17 protein-coding genes and 1 pseudogene are annotated in these 14,240 nt (G+C 62.8%); 14 read left to right on the top strand and 4 right to left on the bottom strand.

What is annotated here, in order from left to right:
* Positions 1–37 precede the first annotated feature (37 nt).
* The 3 genes from NKJ80_RS08760 (at position 38) to hflX (ending at position 2,681) form a co-directional block, all read left to right on the top strand.
* Positions 38–898, top strand: a complete 861-nt coding sequence (locus NKJ80_RS08760; RefSeq protein ID WP_023701734.1) for a D-amino-acid transaminase — start codon at positions 38–40, stop codon at positions 896–898.
* 145 nt (positions 899–1,043) lie between these two features.
* Positions 1,044–1,289 carry an RNA chaperone Hfq gene (gene hfq, locus NKJ80_RS08755; protein WP_006202172.1) on the top strand — a complete coding sequence of 82 codons (246 nt, stop codon included), beginning with the start codon at positions 1,044–1,046 and terminating at the stop codon, positions 1,287–1,289.
* Positions 1,290–2,681 (top strand): GTPase HflX, encoded by a 1,392-nt coding sequence (gene hflX, locus NKJ80_RS08750; RefSeq protein WP_023708495.1) that lies wholly within the window; start codon positions 1,290–1,292, stop codon positions 2,679–2,681.
* Between the two features lie 6 nt (positions 2,682–2,687).
* Here the strand turns inward: hflX and mazG are convergent, their stop codons facing one another.
* The 3 genes from mazG to NKJ80_RS08735 form a co-directional block, all read right to left on the bottom strand.
* Positions 2,688–3,512: a nucleoside triphosphate pyrophosphohydrolase gene (mazG, locus tag NKJ80_RS08745; protein ID WP_023691283.1), complete on the bottom strand. Its 825-nt coding sequence runs from the start codon at positions 3,510–3,512 to the stop codon at positions 2,688–2,690.
* Positions 3,513–3,588: 76 nt separating this feature from the next.
* Positions 3,589–4,773, bottom strand: a complete 1,185-nt coding sequence (locus tag NKJ80_RS08740) for an amino acid aminotransferase (RefSeq protein WP_352497443.1) — start codon at positions 4,771–4,773, stop codon at positions 3,589–3,591.
* Between the two features lie 129 nt (positions 4,774–4,902).
* A complete protein-coding gene (locus tag NKJ80_RS08735; protein ID WP_023706554.1) occupies positions 4,903–5,340 on the bottom strand; it encodes a DUF3592 domain-containing protein in 438 nt (145 codons plus the stop codon).
* Between the two features lie 175 nt (positions 5,341–5,515).
* Here NKJ80_RS08735 and NKJ80_RS08730 point away from each other — a divergent pair, with 175 nt between their 5' ends.
* The 11 genes and pseudogenes from NKJ80_RS08730 (at position 5,516) to NKJ80_RS08680 (ending at position 13,405) form a co-directional block, all read left to right on the top strand.
* Positions 5,516–6,049 carry a sigma-70 family RNA polymerase sigma factor gene (locus NKJ80_RS08730; RefSeq protein WP_023668935.1) on the top strand — a complete coding sequence of 178 codons (534 nt, stop codon included), beginning with the start codon at positions 5,516–5,518 and terminating at the stop codon, positions 6,047–6,049.
* Complete coding sequence (locus NKJ80_RS08725; RefSeq protein WP_352497442.1) at positions 6,046–6,822, top strand: anti-sigma factor family protein; 777 nt, start codon at positions 6,046–6,048, stop codon at positions 6,820–6,822. Before NKJ80_RS08730 ends, NKJ80_RS08725 begins: the two co-directional genes overlap by 4 nt.
* Positions 6,823–6,878: 56 nt before the next feature.
* Positions 6,879–7,595 carry a Bax inhibitor-1/YccA family protein gene (locus tag NKJ80_RS08720; protein WP_023668937.1) on the top strand — a complete coding sequence of 239 codons (717 nt, stop codon included), beginning with the start codon at positions 6,879–6,881 and terminating at the stop codon, positions 7,593–7,595.
* Positions 7,596–7,769: 174 nt separating this feature from the next.
* Complete coding sequence (locus NKJ80_RS08715; protein ID WP_023668938.1) at positions 7,770–8,648, top strand: aldose 1-epimerase family protein; 879 nt, start codon at positions 7,770–7,772, stop codon at positions 8,646–8,648.
* Between the two features lie 23 nt (positions 8,649–8,671).
* Positions 8,672–9,448 (top strand): pyrroline-5-carboxylate reductase, encoded by a 777-nt coding sequence (locus tag NKJ80_RS08710; protein WP_023668939.1) that lies wholly within the window; start codon positions 8,672–8,674, stop codon positions 9,446–9,448.
* A 106-nt stretch (positions 9,449–9,554) separates the two neighbouring features.
* Complete coding sequence (locus NKJ80_RS08705; protein WP_352497507.1) at positions 9,555–10,331, top strand: DUF8605 domain-containing protein; 777 nt, start codon at positions 9,555–9,557, stop codon at positions 10,329–10,331.
* 70 nt (positions 10,332–10,401) lie between these two features.
* Positions 10,402–11,304: an alpha/beta fold hydrolase gene (locus NKJ80_RS08700; RefSeq protein WP_023668941.1), complete on the top strand. Its 903-nt coding sequence runs from the start codon at positions 10,402–10,404 to the stop codon at positions 11,302–11,304.
* A 41-nt stretch (positions 11,305–11,345) separates the two neighbouring features.
* Positions 11,346–12,245 (top strand): annotated as a pseudogene (locus NKJ80_RS08695) (translation factor GTPase family protein); the annotation flags it as partial.
* Positions 12,242–12,571, top strand: coding sequence for a hypothetical protein (locus NKJ80_RS08690; RefSeq protein WP_352497441.1), 330 nt, complete (start codon positions 12,242–12,244; stop codon positions 12,569–12,571). The pseudogene NKJ80_RS08695 and the gene NKJ80_RS08690, both read left to right, overlap by 4 nt.
* 322 nt (positions 12,572–12,893) lie before the next feature.
* Positions 12,894–13,175 carry a hypothetical protein gene (locus NKJ80_RS08685; protein WP_352497440.1) on the top strand — a complete coding sequence of 94 codons (282 nt, stop codon included), beginning with the start codon at positions 12,894–12,896 and terminating at the stop codon, positions 13,173–13,175.
* Positions 13,130–13,405 (top strand): GNAT family N-acetyltransferase, encoded by a 276-nt coding sequence (locus NKJ80_RS08680; RefSeq protein WP_348625637.1) that lies wholly within the window; start codon positions 13,130–13,132, stop codon positions 13,403–13,405. Before NKJ80_RS08685 ends, NKJ80_RS08680 begins: the two co-directional genes overlap by 46 nt.
* 23 nt (positions 13,406–13,428) lie before the next feature.
* Here the strand turns inward: NKJ80_RS08680 and NKJ80_RS08675 are convergent, their stop codons facing one another.
* Complete coding sequence (locus tag NKJ80_RS08675; RefSeq protein ID WP_023688471.1) at positions 13,429–14,238, bottom strand: MBL fold metallo-hydrolase; 810 nt, start codon at positions 14,236–14,238, stop codon at positions 13,429–13,431.
* Positions 14,239–14,240 lie beyond the last annotated feature (2 nt).

The raw sequence follows: 14,240 nt of genomic DNA, 5'->3' as shown, positions 1-14,240 counted from the left end.
CGCATAGAAAAACCGGGACTTTTCTGAGGGATCACCCATGCCGCGCATTACCTATGTGAACGGGCGCTATGTCGCCCATGCCGACGCTGCCGTGCATATCGAGGATCGCGGCTATCAATTCGCCGACGGCGTCTACGAGGTCTGCGAGGTGGCGCAGGGCTTTATCGTCGACATGCCGCGCCATCTTGCCCGGCTGAGCCGCTCCCTTAGCGAATTGTCGATCGACTGGCCGGTCACCAAGGGTGTGCTGCCGCTTCTTCTGCGCGAAATCGTCCGGCGCAACCACGTCGTCAACGGCCTGGTCTATGTCCAGGTTACGCGCGGTGTTGCCAGCCGCGACTTCGTTTTCCCCGCCGATACACCGTCATCGCTAGTGATTACGGCCAGAAAGGCCGACCCGGCGGCGGCCGCCAAGCGAGCCGAGGCGGGCATCAAGGTCATCACCGTGCCGGAAAACCGTTGGGACCGGGTCGACATCAAGAGCACCGGCCTGCTGCCCAACGTACTGGCCAAGCAGAAGGCCAAGGAGGCCGGCGCCCAGGAGGCCTGGTTCGTCGACACCGATGGCAACGTCAAGGAGGGCGGCTCGTCCAACGCCTGGATCGTTACAAGGGACGGCGTTCTGGTCACCCGGCCGGCGGAGCATGGCATCCTGCGCGGCATCACCCGCACGACCATGTTCGAAGTGGCGGCAAAGCTCGGGTTGACGATCGAGGAGCGCGGTTTTTCAGTCACTGAAGCCAAGGCTGCGCGAGAAGCTTTCATCAGTTCGGCAACGACAATCGCCATGCCGGTCGTGGCAATCGACGGTGCCGCGGTCGCCAATGGGCACCCCGGTTCGATAACACTTTCATTGCGGCAAGCCTTTTTTGACGTTGCGGAAAAAAGTCCAGCCTGATAACCGCACAGACGGACTGCACATCAATATATCTCGTTCTGCTTGTCGTTACTGACGGCAAGGGGGTGTTTGCAAGCTTGACATGTGCCCGCTAATTTGGCGCATTAGCCTGCAAACCGAAGGGGATCGGCGAAAGACAAGAACAATGGCGGAACGATCGCAAAACCTTCAGGACCTGTTCCTGAATTCTGTTCGCAAGAGCAAAAATCCACTCACCATCTTTCTCATCAACGGCGTCAAGCTGACCGGCGTGGTCACTTCCTTCGACAATTTTTGTGTTCTGCTGCGCCGTGACGGCCACTCCCAGCTCGTCTACAAGCATGCCATTTCCACGATCATGCCGAGCCAGCCGGTTCAGATGTTCGATGGCGAGGAAAGCCAGGGCGCCTGATTGGCACGTGAAAAAGACGCGGACCGCGGCGTCCGCGGGAAACCAGCACATAATTCCGGGACGGAAGCCACAGGTCCGACCCGGGCGGTTGTCATTGTGCCGGTGCTTACCCGGCATCAGCGCAACGATGACGAAACGAACCGTCCACGGCTGACGCGTTCGGCGGATGCGCGCCACGACGAAGCGGTCGGCCTTGCCCGCGCCATCAACCTGGATCTGATCCACACGGCGGTGGTCACCGTCAACGATCCACGCCCGGCAACCTTGCTCGGCAGCGGCAAGGTCGCGGAATTCGCCGAGATCGTCAAAGAGGGTCACGCGGAGGTGGTCATCGTCGACCATCCGCTGACGCCGGTGCAGCAGCGCAATCTCGAAAAAGAAATGAATGCCAAGGTGCTCGACCGCACCGGATTGATCCTGGAGATTTTTGGCGAGCGCGCGCGGACCAAGGAGGGCACGCTGCAGGTCGAACTTGCCCATCTCAACTACCAGAAGGGCCGTCTGGTGCGGAGCTGGACCCACCTTGAACGCCAGCGCGGCGGAGCCGGCTTCCTCGGCGGCCCCGGCGAAACCCAGATCGAGTCGGACCGGCGGCAGCTGCAGGAAAAAATCATCAAGCTCAAGCATGAGCTGGAAACGGTGCGCCGCACCCGCGACCTGCACCGCGCCAAGCGCAAGAAGGTGCCGTTCCCGGTGGTGGCGATTGTCGGCTACACCAATGCCGGAAAGTCGACGCTGTTCAACCGGCTGACCGGGGCCGACGTGCTGGCCGAAGACATGCTGTTTGCAACGCTCGACCCGACGCTGCGCCGCGTGCGCCTGCCGCACGGCACGCCGATCATCCTGTCGGACACAGTCGGCTTCATTTCGGACCTGCCGACGCATCTGGTCGCCGCCTTCCGCGCCACGCTGGAAGAGGTCGTCGAGGCCGATCTGGTCATCCATTTGCGTGATATCTCAGATCCGGATACGGCCGCCCAGGCCGAGGACGTCGAGCGCATCCTTGCCGATCTCGGTGTCGACGCTGGCGATGCGAACCGGGTCATCGAGGTGTGGAACAAGGTCGACCTTCTCGACGACGGCAACCGGGAGCGCCTGCTCGCCGACGGCACTGACGCCAACAAGGCGCCGCCGATCGCCATCTCGGCGGTCACCGGCGAAGGCATCGATGCGCTGAAGGCGCTGATCGAGACCAGGATGTCGGGCGAACTCGAGGAATTGACGGTGACGATCGAACCGCCGCAGTTCGGCCTTGTCGACTGGCTATACCGCAATGGCGACGTCGTTTCGCGGGTAGACAATGAGGATGGCAGCGCGACCATCGCACTCAAGGCCACGCACACCGCCCGGCAAGAGATCGAAAGCCGATTGCACCGCAAAAACAGGCAGTAAGCCTGATTATTTCACGCCCTTGGCCTGCTGCCAGAGCACTTCCATCTCGTCCAGCGTGGCTTTTTCGAGCGTGCTTCCCGATGCATCGATCGCGCGCTCGACATAGTGGAAGCGCGAGCGGAACTTTTCGTTGGTGCCGCTAAGCGCCGCTTCCGAATCGAGCTTGAGGTGACGCCCCAGATTGACGACGGCAAACAGCATGTCGCCGAATTCGTCCTTGATCTCAGCCGTTTCGCCCTTAGCCAGTGCCTCGCGCAGCTCGCCGATCTCTTCCTCGATCTTGTCGAGGATGGGTGCTGCCTCGCTCCAGTCGAAACCGACACGCGCTGCCTTTTCCTGCAGCTTCAGCGCACGAGTCAAAGCGGGCAGGGCGACGGGCACGCTGTCCAGGAAACCCTTGCCATGGTCTTCGGGGTCGAGGCCGCGGGCGAGGCGCGCACTTCGCTTTTCGGCTTTTTCCTCAGCCTTGATCTTTTCCCACATGCCCTTTGCCATGCCGGCGTTGCGCGCCTTCTCGTCGCCGAAGACATGCGGATGGCGCCGGATCATCTTGGTGGTGATGGCCTCGACCACATCACCGAAGGCAAAATCGCCGGCTTCCTCAGCCATCTGCGCGTGGTAGACGACCTGCAGCAGGAGATCGCCTAATTCGTCGCGCAGATCGTCGAGATCGCCGCGCGCAATGGCGTCGGCCACCTCATAGGCTTCCTCGATCGTATAGGGCGCGATGGTCGAGAAATCCTGCTCGATGTCCCAGGGACAACCGGTCTTCGGCGCCCTGAGCGCCGCCATGATCTCGATCAGCCGGGAAATGTCGCGCGAAGGTTTCATGCGGCGAATGCTATCCCGCTGCCTGTCGTGCGGCCAACGGCGTCAGCCGGAGAGGGGAGATTGTCCACAGCGAGCTTCAGCCGAGTACCGACACAACCGCCTTGGCGAGGTCATCCATGCCGTCCTCGGGCAGGCCGGCGACGTTGATGCGGCTGTCGCCGACCATGTAGACGCCATACTCGGCACGCAGCCGCTCGACTTGCGCCTCGGTCAGGCCAAGCCTGGAAAACATGCCGCGATGGCTGGCGATGAAGTCGAAGCGGTCGGAGTTGGACTGCCGGCGCAGCGCGTCGGCGAACTGGACGCGCAGCCTCAGCATGCGCAGCCGCATCTCCTCCAGCTCCGCCTCCCAGTCGGCGCGAAGGCCATCATCTTCCAGCACCATGCGCACGGCGGCGGCGCCATGGTCCGGCGGCATCGAATACATGGCGCGCGCCGCCGCCAGCATCTGGCTCATCGCCACATCGGCTTGCGCACCATCCTTCGCCAGGATCATCGCCGCGCCGACGCGGTCGCGGTAGACGGCAAAGTTCTTCGAGCAGCTCGAGGCAACGACCATTTCAGGCACCTTGCCCGCGAGAAGGCGCAAGCCGGCCGCATCGGCGTCCAGGCCTTCGCCAAAGCCCTGATAGGCAATGTCGACAAAGGGCAACAGCCCGCGCTCGACGACAAGATCGGTGACGCTGGCCCATTGCGCGATATCGAGATTGGCGCCGGTCGGGTTATGGCAGCAGCCATGCAGCAGCACGATATCGCCGGGCTCGGCTGCGCCAAGCGTTGCCAGCATCTCGTCGAAGCGCACCGCGCCGGAAACGGCATCGAAATAGGGATAATCGCGCACCTTGAGGCCGGCGCCGCGCATCACCGGCGGGTGGTTCGGCCATGTCGGGTCCGACAGCCAGACGGTTGAGTCGGGGCGGGTCCGCTTCAACAGCTCCGCCACCAGCCGCAGCGCGCCGGAACCGCCAGGCGCTTGCGCGGCGCGGATGCGCGTCATGTCGGCAGCGGGGCCGAAGGCCAGCTTGACCATCGCCGTGTTGAAGCCGGTGTCGCCGGCAAGGCCGAGATAGGTCTTGGTGTCCTGGTCCTGCAGCAACCGCTTCTCGGCCTCGCGCAGGGCGCGCATGACCGGCGTCCTGCCGTCGCGGTCCTTGTAGACGCCGACGCCGAGATCGATCTTGCCGGGGCGCGGATCGGCGCGATAGAGGCCGATCAAGGCGATGATCTTGTCAGCCGGGGCAGGTTGCAGGGTCTCGAACATCAATACGGCTCCAATGGCGGCGGAGTAATACGCAAAGCGGCCGCGTTTCGCCAGTGCTTCCATCTGCGCCAGTCCGCTAGCGTACTGGACCGTTACGCCAAGCTTTGTCTGTACGGCAGGGGTCGGCGGCTATGGCGACGGGTTCATTCCAATCCGCCGGATAAGCACCCGTCCAATCACGGCGAGACCGATGCCGGTCAGCAGGGAGAAACCGCCGAGCATGCCGGCCAGCCCGGCAAGGAACCAGCGTCCGGCGAAGCTGTCGACGGAGGCATTTTGCGGATTGGTTGGGTCGTAAGCGACAGGGACGCTGTCGCCATCACCCCAGAACGAGCTGTGGACGGCATTGTTGAAGCGGATGACGGTGCCGTCGGCGGTCGAGAACTCGATGCGGGGATTGTATTCGGCGGCGACAATCCTGCCTGTCGCCGAAGCGGTACGAGGGCCGTACATCTCGACGATGGCCAGCACGCCGGAAGCGATCAGTCCGACAATGCCAAAGATGATGAACACCCTGCCGACGATCGGCAACGCTGCAAAACCCGTTACACGACTACCATTGGCCATCTTTTGCTCCTGGGACAGACGGATAAGGCTAGACTTCATCCATAAAGCAAACATCTGCCGCACGGGAGATGGGTAAGTGCGCAGCGGACTTCTGATTGCATGATGCCTATTGTGGCGACGCAAAAAAGTTTTGGTGGCGATGGATTAAGATCCCCGCCTGTTTCGTAAACGGGGCATGAAACGGTCGATGCCACGCTTCGATATTGTCGGACAGCTGGGTTCGCTCAGGCGCTACGCACGCTCGCTGACGCGCGACGGCACTGACGCCGAGGATCTGGTGCACGATGCGCTGGTGCGCGCCTACGAGCGGCGCGACACATTCCGCTCGGGCGGCAATCTGCGGGCATGGTTGCTGTCGATCGTCCACAACGCTTTCATCGACAAGATGCGCTCGCGCCGGTCGGAATCAGCGCGTGTCGAGCAGGCCGGCTATCTCACCGATGCCAGCACGCCGGCGCCGCAGGAACATTCCGTGCGACTGGCGCAGGTGCGCGAGGCCTTTTTCAGTCTGCCGGAGGAGCAGCGTTCGGCGCTGCATCTGGTCGCCATCGAGGGCCTTTCCTACCAGCAGGCCGCCGACGCCAGCGGGGTGCCGCTGGGCACGCTGATGTCGCGTATCGGCAGGGCGCGCGCAGCACTGCGCGAGATGGAAAACGCTGCACCTTCGCCGGCCAAAAGCCATCTGAGGATCGTGGGAGACCCATCATGACCGACCTGTTGCGGGACCCGGTGACCGATACCGATCTCGACGCCTATGTCGACGACCAGCTGGATGTCGCGCGCCGCATCGAGGTCGAGGCGTTCCTGTCGGCTCGTCCGGAGGCTGCGGCGCGGGTGATGTCCGACTTGAGGACGCGCGACGAACTGCGCCTGGCGCTGGCTGCTTCCACAGGCATGGCGCGGCCGGCGACGACTGAAGTCGCGCGCCGGCTGGGCAGGGGGCTGGCCAGTCGCCGCGTCTTCGCCGTGCTGCAGCGGGCGGCCGCAGTCGCCGTCTTTGTCGCTGCCGGCTGGCTGGCGAACGGCCTCTTCGGGCCGCTGCTGGTGACCAAGGTCGTGGCTTCGCCGCCGCCGCCCGCCTATGTCGAAGAAGCGATCCGGGCGCACAAGACGACGCTCATGCGCGAGGCGATGCCCTCGCAGCTGGAGGCGCCCAACTACAATGGCGACGAAATCCGCGCCGCCACCGCAATCGTCATGCCATCGCTGCCCAAGGACTGGAAGGTCCGCGACGTCCAGATCTATCCGTCGCGCTTCGGGCCGAGCGTCGAGGTGGCGCTGGAGACGAAGGATATGGGGCTGGTCTCGCTGTTTGCGATCCGGCCCGGAACCTTCGACGTGGTCAAGCCTGCCATCGCGCCCTCCGGCGACATCTCCTCTGCCTATTTCCAGATCGGCGAGGTCGCGTACGCGGTCGTCGCGCGCAGCGATGTCCACGACCTCGACCGCACCGCCGAGACGCTTGCCAAGACACTTTACTGATCAGGACACTTTACTGATCAAGACGCTTTACTGAGACCACATAAGGAGAACCCGCAATGAATACCCCTGACCTCGGATACCGCATGGGCACTGGCGCGCGCGCCGGCGCCGTCTATGACGAGGGCCTGCGCAGCCACATGCTGCGCGTCTACAATTATATGGGCATCGGCCTCGTCGTCACCGGCATCGTTGCCATGGTGGTGTCCTCGACGCCGGCCCTCTACGTGCCGATCTTTTCCAGCCCGCTGAAATGGGTGGTGATGCTGGCGCCGCTCGCCTTCGTGCTGTTGTTTTCGTTCAAGATGCAGACGATGTCGGCGGCGAGCGCCCAGTTGATGTTCTGGGCCTTCTGCGCGGTGATGGGCCTGTCGCTGGCTTCGGTGTTCCTGGTCTTCACCGGCACCAGCATCGCGCGCACCTTCTTCATCACCGCCACCATGTTCGGCGCCACCAGCCTCTACGGCTACACGACCAAGCGCGACCTGACCCAGTTCTCGTCGTTCCTGATCATGGGTCTGATCGGCGTGGTGATCGCCAGCGTCGTCAACATCTTCCTCGGCTCGACCGCGCTGCAGTTCGCCATTTCGGTGATCGGCATCGCGGTGTTCGTTGGCCTGACCGCCTGGGACACGCAGACGATCAAGGAACAGTATGCTGAGAATTTCGACGCGGAATCGCAGCAGAAGCTCGCCGTCTTCGGCGCGCTGTCGCTCTACCTGAACTTCGTCAACATCTTCCAGCTGCTGCTGAACTTCACCGGCGAACGCGAATAGTCGAACCGTAGCAAGGCAACAATCTCGATCTCGCAGTGGCCGGAGGAGAATCTCCGGCCACTGTCGTTTTGGCGTGGAGACATTGCTCCTCTATCAGCGCGATGTCGCTGCGCCCTTGAGTCCATGCGGGCTTTTGCTAACCTGCCGCTCGCACGCAGCTTTCCGCGAGAACGCATGGAACAAGTGACGCTTCAGGGCGACGGCATCTCGGCAACCATTGTCGGGCAGGGGGCCGAGCTCGTCTCCTTGCGCAATGCCGAGGGTCTGGAGTTTTTGTGGCAGGCCGGGCCGGAATGGCGGCGGCATTCGCCGGTGCTGTTTCCGATCGTCGGCCGGCTGAAGGGGGACCAGCTTCGCCATCGGGGCCGGGTCTATCCCCTGACGCAGCACGGATTTGCCCGCGACAAGCCATTTGTGTGGGCTGACGCGAGCCCCCGATCCTGCACGCTGGTGTTGACCGACGATGCCGATACACGCACGCGCTATCCGTTCGCCTTTCGCCTTGCCATCACCTACACCCTCGAGCGTCGCGAACTTGGTGTGAGCTTCGAGATTGCCAACACCGGCGACGAGACGCTGCCAGCCTCCATCGGTGCACATCCGGCTTTCAATTGGCCATTGCAGCCGGGGCTCGCCAAGACAGACTACCACCTGACCTTTGCCCAGGACGAGCCGGCGCCGATCCGCCGGCTGAAGGATGGCCTGGTGCTGGCTGCACCGCGGCCGACGCCTATCGAAGGCAAAACGCTGGCGCTTTCCGAACAGCTGTTCGAGGCAGACGCCGTGATCCTCGACCGGCCGGCCAGCACCAGCGTGCGCTATGCCGCCGCGAACGGTGCGGCGATCGAGATGTCGTGGCAGGGTTTTAAGGAATTGGGCATCTGGTCGAAGCCGGGCGGCGCTCCGTTCCTGTGCATCGAACCCTGGCACGGGCTTGCCAGCCCCGTGGATTTCGATGGCGAGTTCGCGGACAAGCCGGGCGTGATGCTGATCGCGCCCGGTGAAAAGCGCGTGCTGAGCTATCAGGTACGGCTCGAGCATGCGCCGCTGTGACCGATGAACCAGAGACAGGCGCGATGAAACTTGGCTTCATCGGCACGGGTGCCCTTACAGCGGCCATTGTCAGCGGGCTCAAATCCGTCGCGGATAACTCCGTCTCCGTGCTGCTGTCGCCGCGCAATGAAGAGATCGCCGCAGAGCTGGCAGCCCGTTATCCGGATGTGCGTATCGCTGATGACAATCAGGCGGTTCTCGATCAATGCGACCTGGTCATGCTGGCTGTCCGGCCGCAAATTGCGCATGACGTCCTGCCGGGTTTGCGGTTTCGGCGCGAGCATCACCTCATCAGCTTGATCGCCACGCTGCCGCGCGAGGAGATTGCCCGCTTGACCGCACCCGCGCACCAGGTGACGAAAGCGCTGCCCATGCCGATGATCGCCCACCGGCTGGGGGCAACGATCATCTGCCCGCCGGATGCCACTGTCGCTGCCTTGTTCGGCAATCTGGGGAAAGTGATCGAGGTCGAGAACCCAGCCGAATTCAACGCGTTGAGCGTGGCCACCGCAACCTATGCCAGCTACTTTAGATATCTCGATACGATTAACAGCTGGCTCAAGAGGAATGGCGTGGAGGAAGGGAAGGGGCGCGATTACATCGCCTCGCTTTTCAAAGCCTTGGGATGCGCTCCTGATATGTCGCCGGATGCCGACTTCATGCATCTGGCGCAGGACTATGCGACGCGCGGCGGCATCAACGAACAGGTTCTTCGCGAACTCACGGCGCGAAACATGTTCGAGGCGCTCACCGAGAGCCTGGACGGCGTACACCGGCGCATCGTCGGCGATACGCCTTGATGGGCGGTACCTTGAAATTCCCTGATGATCAGGAGTATGGCTCCAACGGATGTTCCGGACCGTTCGGGAGGGTCGGCGGGTGCCTGGATGCTTGAAATTGGGCTTTGTGGCAGCGGCGCTGGCTGTGCTGATTGTCTTTCCGGTCGCTGCCGCCGACATCGACCGCGCCAGCCTCTACCGCGCGCAATCGGTGACCAGCGGCACTGGCGAGGAGAACCGGGCCTGGGGCCTGGCGCCGTGCCTTGAAGAGGTGCTGGTCAAGGTTTCCGGCGACCCGCGGCTGATCGGCGACCCGCGTGTTGCGGACATGAGCCGGCACGCGGCCGACTATGTCACTGGTGTCGGCTACCGCGACCTGCTCAACAACCGCCCGCCGCATGACGAGCAGGGCACCCACGACCGGCCGCATTACATCACCGCCGATTTCGACCCGGACAAGATCGATGCCTTGCTGGCGTCGCTCGGGCGCAAACCGTGGGCGGTGCCGCGGCCAAAAATGGTCGCACTGCTGGATGTAAGGCCGATGAAAGGCGACGGCTTCACGCTGGTGCGCGATGGCGGCGGCGAGCTTGCGGCGGATATGCGCGTTGCGCTGGCGGACGCGGCGCACCGGACCGGTTTGCCGCTGGAGTTGCCTCGGCCGTCCGACGTCGCGCTCGCCGACGTGGCCAACACGCTGGATGGGGACGCCCTGCTTGCCGGCACTTTGGTATGGCGCCAGGAAGCGCTGGGCTGGGTCGGCGACTGGCGGCTCAGCTTCAAGGATAATGAGTATCGCTGGCAGGTACGTGGCGTCAGTTTCGACGATGCGTTCCGCAACGCCACGCGCGGAACGCTGCAGATCCTGTCGGGCAATGGAGAGCCGGAAGCCGTCACGCCCTGACTTCAAGGGAACCTTCTTGCCCGAGCGCCGTAAACAAAGTGGCGGGCAAGCTTTGAGCAAGGAGGTATAATTGCAACATCGCCGGATCGACATTGACGGAAACAGCATCTTCTATCGCGAAGACGGCCCGCCTGATGCTCCCGTCCTTCTCCTGCCGCACGGCTATCCGTGCTCGTCCTATCAATTCCGACGGTTGATGCCGGCACTTGCCGATCGCTGGCATACATTCGCGCCGGACTTTCCCGGCTTTGGCTACAGCGGCACGCCCGAAATGTCGGACTTTGGCTATGATTTCGATGCCTATGCCGGGTTTCTGACAGCTTTCGCCGATGCGCTCGGCACGTCGCGCTATGCGCTCTGGCTGCACGATTATGGCTCTCAGATCGGACTGCGCCACGCCATCGCACATCCCGAGCGCATCGCGGCACTCATCATCCAGAACGGCGATATATACCAGGATGTTCTCGGGCCGAAATACGCTGGGATAAAAGCCTATTGGAAGGAAAAGACGCCCGAAAAGCACCGGCCGTTGGAAGAGGCGGTAAGCGAGGAGGGCTTCCGGCACGAGTTTGTCGGAGAGGTGGATTACGCTGTAGCCGAGCGCGTGCCTCCCGATCTTTGGAAACTCCACTGGCCTTTGATGGACACGCCGATCCGCCGGCGGCTCGCGGTCGGCCTGATGGAGAAGCTGGAGGCGAACCTCGGCTGGTTCCCGCGCTATCAGAGCTATCTGCGCGAGCACCAACCGCAAACGCTCATCGTCTGGGGCCCCGAGGATGGTTACATGCCGGCACAATCGGCGCATGCCTACCAGCGCGATTTGCGGGAAGCGGAGCTTCATCTGATCGATGGCGCCGGCCACTGGTTGCTCGAAACGCATTTCGATGAGGCACTTCCGCTGGTGCGCGATTTCCTGGCGCGCGTCCACAGTCAGGAAGCGAAAGGGACGGGCAGGGCGGCCGGCCGGGCGTAGACCCCTCCGTTGCGATCATCGGATCGATCTGCAACCATGGCGTCATGATAGAAAAGTCTGCCGCGCCCTGGCCTCTGCTGCAAATCGCGATCGAGCCGAAGTCGCGGGCGGATCAGGAGAAGCTAGCTACTGCCTTGTCGAAGCTGGCGGACGAGGATCCCTGGTTGCACGTCAAGCAGGATGCGGAATCGGGCCAGACGATCGTCGCCGGCAGGGACGAACTCCACCTCGACATAGTCATCGACCACCTGCGCCGCGAGTCTCGCATTGAGGTGAATGTCGGCGCGCCCAAGGTAGCGTATCGCGAGACGATCACCCGTAAGCACGAGCAGGACTACACGCACAATAAGCAGTCCGGTGGTACGGGTCAGTTCGCCCGCGTCAAGATTGCGTTCGAGCCGAATGGCGGTAGCTGGGACTTCGTCTTCGGGTCCAAGGTCGCCGACGGTGCGCTTCCGAACGAATATGTTGCGGGCGTCGAAAAGGGGCTGCGGAACATTCTGTCTTCAGGCCCGTTTGCTGGCTTCCCGATGCTTGGCGTGAAGGCAACGCTGATCGACGGCGCGTATCACGATACTGATTCCTCGCCCCTGACTTTCGAGATCGCCGGCCGAGCCTGCTTCCGTGAAGCCGCTCCCAAGCTGGGCGTGCAGCTCTTCGAGCCGATCATGCAAGTCGAGGTGAACACGTCGGCGGCCTATGTCGACAAAATCATCGCCGAACTGCACAGCCGCCGGGGCCTGATCCGGAGTCGGGAAATCAGCGGCGTGGTCGTCGTTGTCAAAGCGACAATGCCGCTCGCGAACATGTTCATGCTGGAGGATGCGCTCCGGTCCTGTTCGAACGGACTGGCACGCCTGCGCGCCGACTATTCCGGATACGCTCCCGTACCACTGCCACCCGGCGGCGACCCACCGGCCGCCATGGCCATGGCCAGATGACGTCGCCAAAATTCTCCTCGCGGGCAGGGTTCCTTGTCGGCCTCGGCGTCACGCCGGTCGCCTTTTTCCTGGCGCTCTATTCGGCCGGGGTCGGGCATGGCGACTATGTGCTGGCGCGACTTCTCTATCCGGTCCCCATGCTGGCAACGCTTTTGACCAACACAACGATCACCAGCCTTTCCATCGGATTGGCTGCGCTGCAGTTTCCTGCCTATGGGGCATTTGTTGCGGGCGCCGGCGGCTCCAGATGGCTGGCCCTTGGCGTCTTCCATCTTGTTGCAATCGCAGCAGCCTTCAGCGGCCTCCTGGAAAGCTTTTCGGGATGACGCTCCTGTTCGTTATCCCGGCGCGGGCCGGTCGAGCAGGAAGTCGAGGCCTTTGCGAAAGGCGCCATCCCTTGAGAAATGAAGACCACGCCAACTCATTTCGCCACTGCTTCGTCACGTTCCTCCCGCCAAGCAATCAGAGCCGCCGGCCTGCATCTCAGTCAGCAGGGCGTATATTGGCACGCCGCTAATGGAAGCAGCAGCCACATATGAAAGTCGCATAAGATAGATTATGGAACTTATGCATCAGGCTGCAGCTGGGAAAGGACGCGGACTTTCATAGGGCTTGGCATGAGCCGTTGGCCAACGCTACGCTGTGTCGATGACGACAGGAAAGCGTGACATCGAAGCGGCGATCAAAGTGTTCGTGCACGGCTTCAGCACCGACAAGAGCCGCACCTTTCCATACGAAGCCAGCCGCGTCGGACCCTTGTGGCTGATGCGCGATGCCGAGCGCAAGAATGCACGCGACTACCGTGGCGAAGAATGGATCGTCCATGACGCAGGCGGTCACTTCCAGACGATCAACTCGGCGACGATGCGCCGGTTCGCCAGTATGTGGCGCTCGATGGCGACGCCATCGTCGGGCGTGTGCGCAGCATAGACGCCGTCGGCGCCACATGGTGCTCGGCAATGTTTGTCGAGCCTTCGCACCGGCGTCGAGGCATCGGCCAGGCGCTGATGGCCAAAATGCTGCATGACGACAAAGCGCATGGGTCGCGGTGCTCGATGCTGTTGGCGACGCGTGCCGGAGCGCTGCTTTATCCCCGCATGGGCTATGAGCGGATTGGAACGCTGCTGATCTTCGCGCCGAAGAACCGAACGTCCTTATAAAGATCTGCTCGTATCATGCTGTCTCATAAAGGAATTTCGATCACCATGCCGTCATAGGCCGGAGTGACGTTGGCCGGCACCTCGGCCTTCACCGTGGCATAGTCGAGCGGCACATGCATATGCGTCAGCACGGCCTGTTTCGGCGCCAGTTTTTCAATCCAGCCAAGCGCCTGACCGAGCGACAGATGACTGGGATGGGTATGGTACTGCAAGGCATCGATGACCAGCATTTCCAGGCCGCGCAGCCGCTCGGCGGTGGCATCCGGGAAGTCGCTTATATCGGGGCAGTAGGCCAGCCCGCCGATGCGGAAGCCGAGCGAAATGATGTCGCCATGGATCTGCGGCAGCGGCTCGAGGGTGAGGGCACCGCCCTCGCCTTCGATCGTCACCGCCCTTGCGTGATCGATGATGTGCGGCCTGACGATCGGCGGATAGGAACTGCCAAACGGCGTCTCGAAGCAATAGCCGAACGCTTCGCGCAGCCTGAGCATGGTCGGCTGGTCGGCATGGACATCGATCAAATGGCGCTGCTCCAGCACGTAGCCGCGCAGATCGTCGATGCCGTGGATGTGGTCGGCGTGCGGATGCGTATAGACGACAGCGTCGATGCGCCGGACGGCCGCCATCAGCATCTGCTCACGGAAATCAGGCCCGGTGTCGATGACGACCGTGGTTCTGGCGCCGTTGGCTGCTATCCGCTCGACGAGCGCGGCTGAGCGTGTACGCCGGTTTTTCGGATTGGCCGGGTCGCAATTGCCCCAATCGCCGGTGATGCGCGGCGTGCCAGGTGACGAGCCGCAGCCGAGGATGGTGAGGCGCAGCCGGTCGCTCATGC

This window comes from Mesorhizobium sp. M0030 (assembly GCF_040323695.1).
GTDB lineage: Bacteria > Pseudomonadota > Alphaproteobacteria > Rhizobiales > Rhizobiaceae > Mesorhizobium.
The sequence above is the reverse complement of the archived record's forward strand: the minus strand, read 5'-3'. Positions and strand labels throughout refer to the sequence as shown.

Bases quoted from the DNA above. Each gene is read 5' to 3' on its own strand.
- NKJ80_RS08720 (WP_023668937.1), top strand. From the start codon at position 6,879: ATGAATACCCCTGACCTCGGATACCGCATGGGCACTGGCGCGCGCGCC.
- NKJ80_RS08690 (WP_352497441.1), top strand. From the start codon at position 12,242: ATGACGTCGCCAAAATTCTCCTCGCGGGCAGGGTTCCTTGTCGGCCTC.
- NKJ80_RS08675 (WP_023688471.1), bottom strand. From the start codon at position 14,238: ATGAGCGACCGGCTGCGCCTCACCATCCTCGGCTGCGGCTCGTCACCT.
- NKJ80_RS08710 (WP_023668939.1), top strand. From the start codon at position 8,672: ATGAAACTTGGCTTCATCGGCACGGGTGCCCTTACAGCGGCCATTGTC.
- hfq (WP_006202172.1), top strand. From the start codon at position 1,044: ATGGCGGAACGATCGCAAAACCTTCAGGACCTGTTCCTGAATTCTGTT.
- NKJ80_RS08760 (WP_023701734.1), top strand. From the start codon at position 38: ATGCCGCGCATTACCTATGTGAACGGGCGCTATGTCGCCCATGCCGAC.
- NKJ80_RS08725 (WP_352497442.1), top strand. From the start codon at position 6,046: ATGACCGACCTGTTGCGGGACCCGGTGACCGATACCGATCTCGACGCC.
- NKJ80_RS08715 (WP_023668938.1), top strand. From the start codon at position 7,770: ATGGAACAAGTGACGCTTCAGGGCGACGGCATCTCGGCAACCATTGTC.
- NKJ80_RS08735 (WP_023706554.1), bottom strand. From the start codon at position 5,340: ATGGCCAATGGTAGTCGTGTAACGGGTTTTGCAGCGTTGCCGATCGTC.
- mazG (WP_023691283.1), bottom strand. From the start codon at position 3,512: ATGAAACCTTCGCGCGACATTTCCCGGCTGATCGAGATCATGGCGGCG.
- NKJ80_RS08740 (WP_352497443.1), bottom strand. From the start codon at position 4,773: ATGTTCGAGACCCTGCAACCTGCCCCGGCTGACAAGATCATCGCCTTG.
- NKJ80_RS08685 (WP_352497440.1), top strand. From the start codon at position 12,894: ATGACGACAGGAAAGCGTGACATCGAAGCGGCGATCAAAGTGTTCGTG.
- NKJ80_RS08730 (WP_023668935.1), top strand. From the start codon at position 5,516: ATGAAACGGTCGATGCCACGCTTCGATATTGTCGGACAGCTGGGTTCG.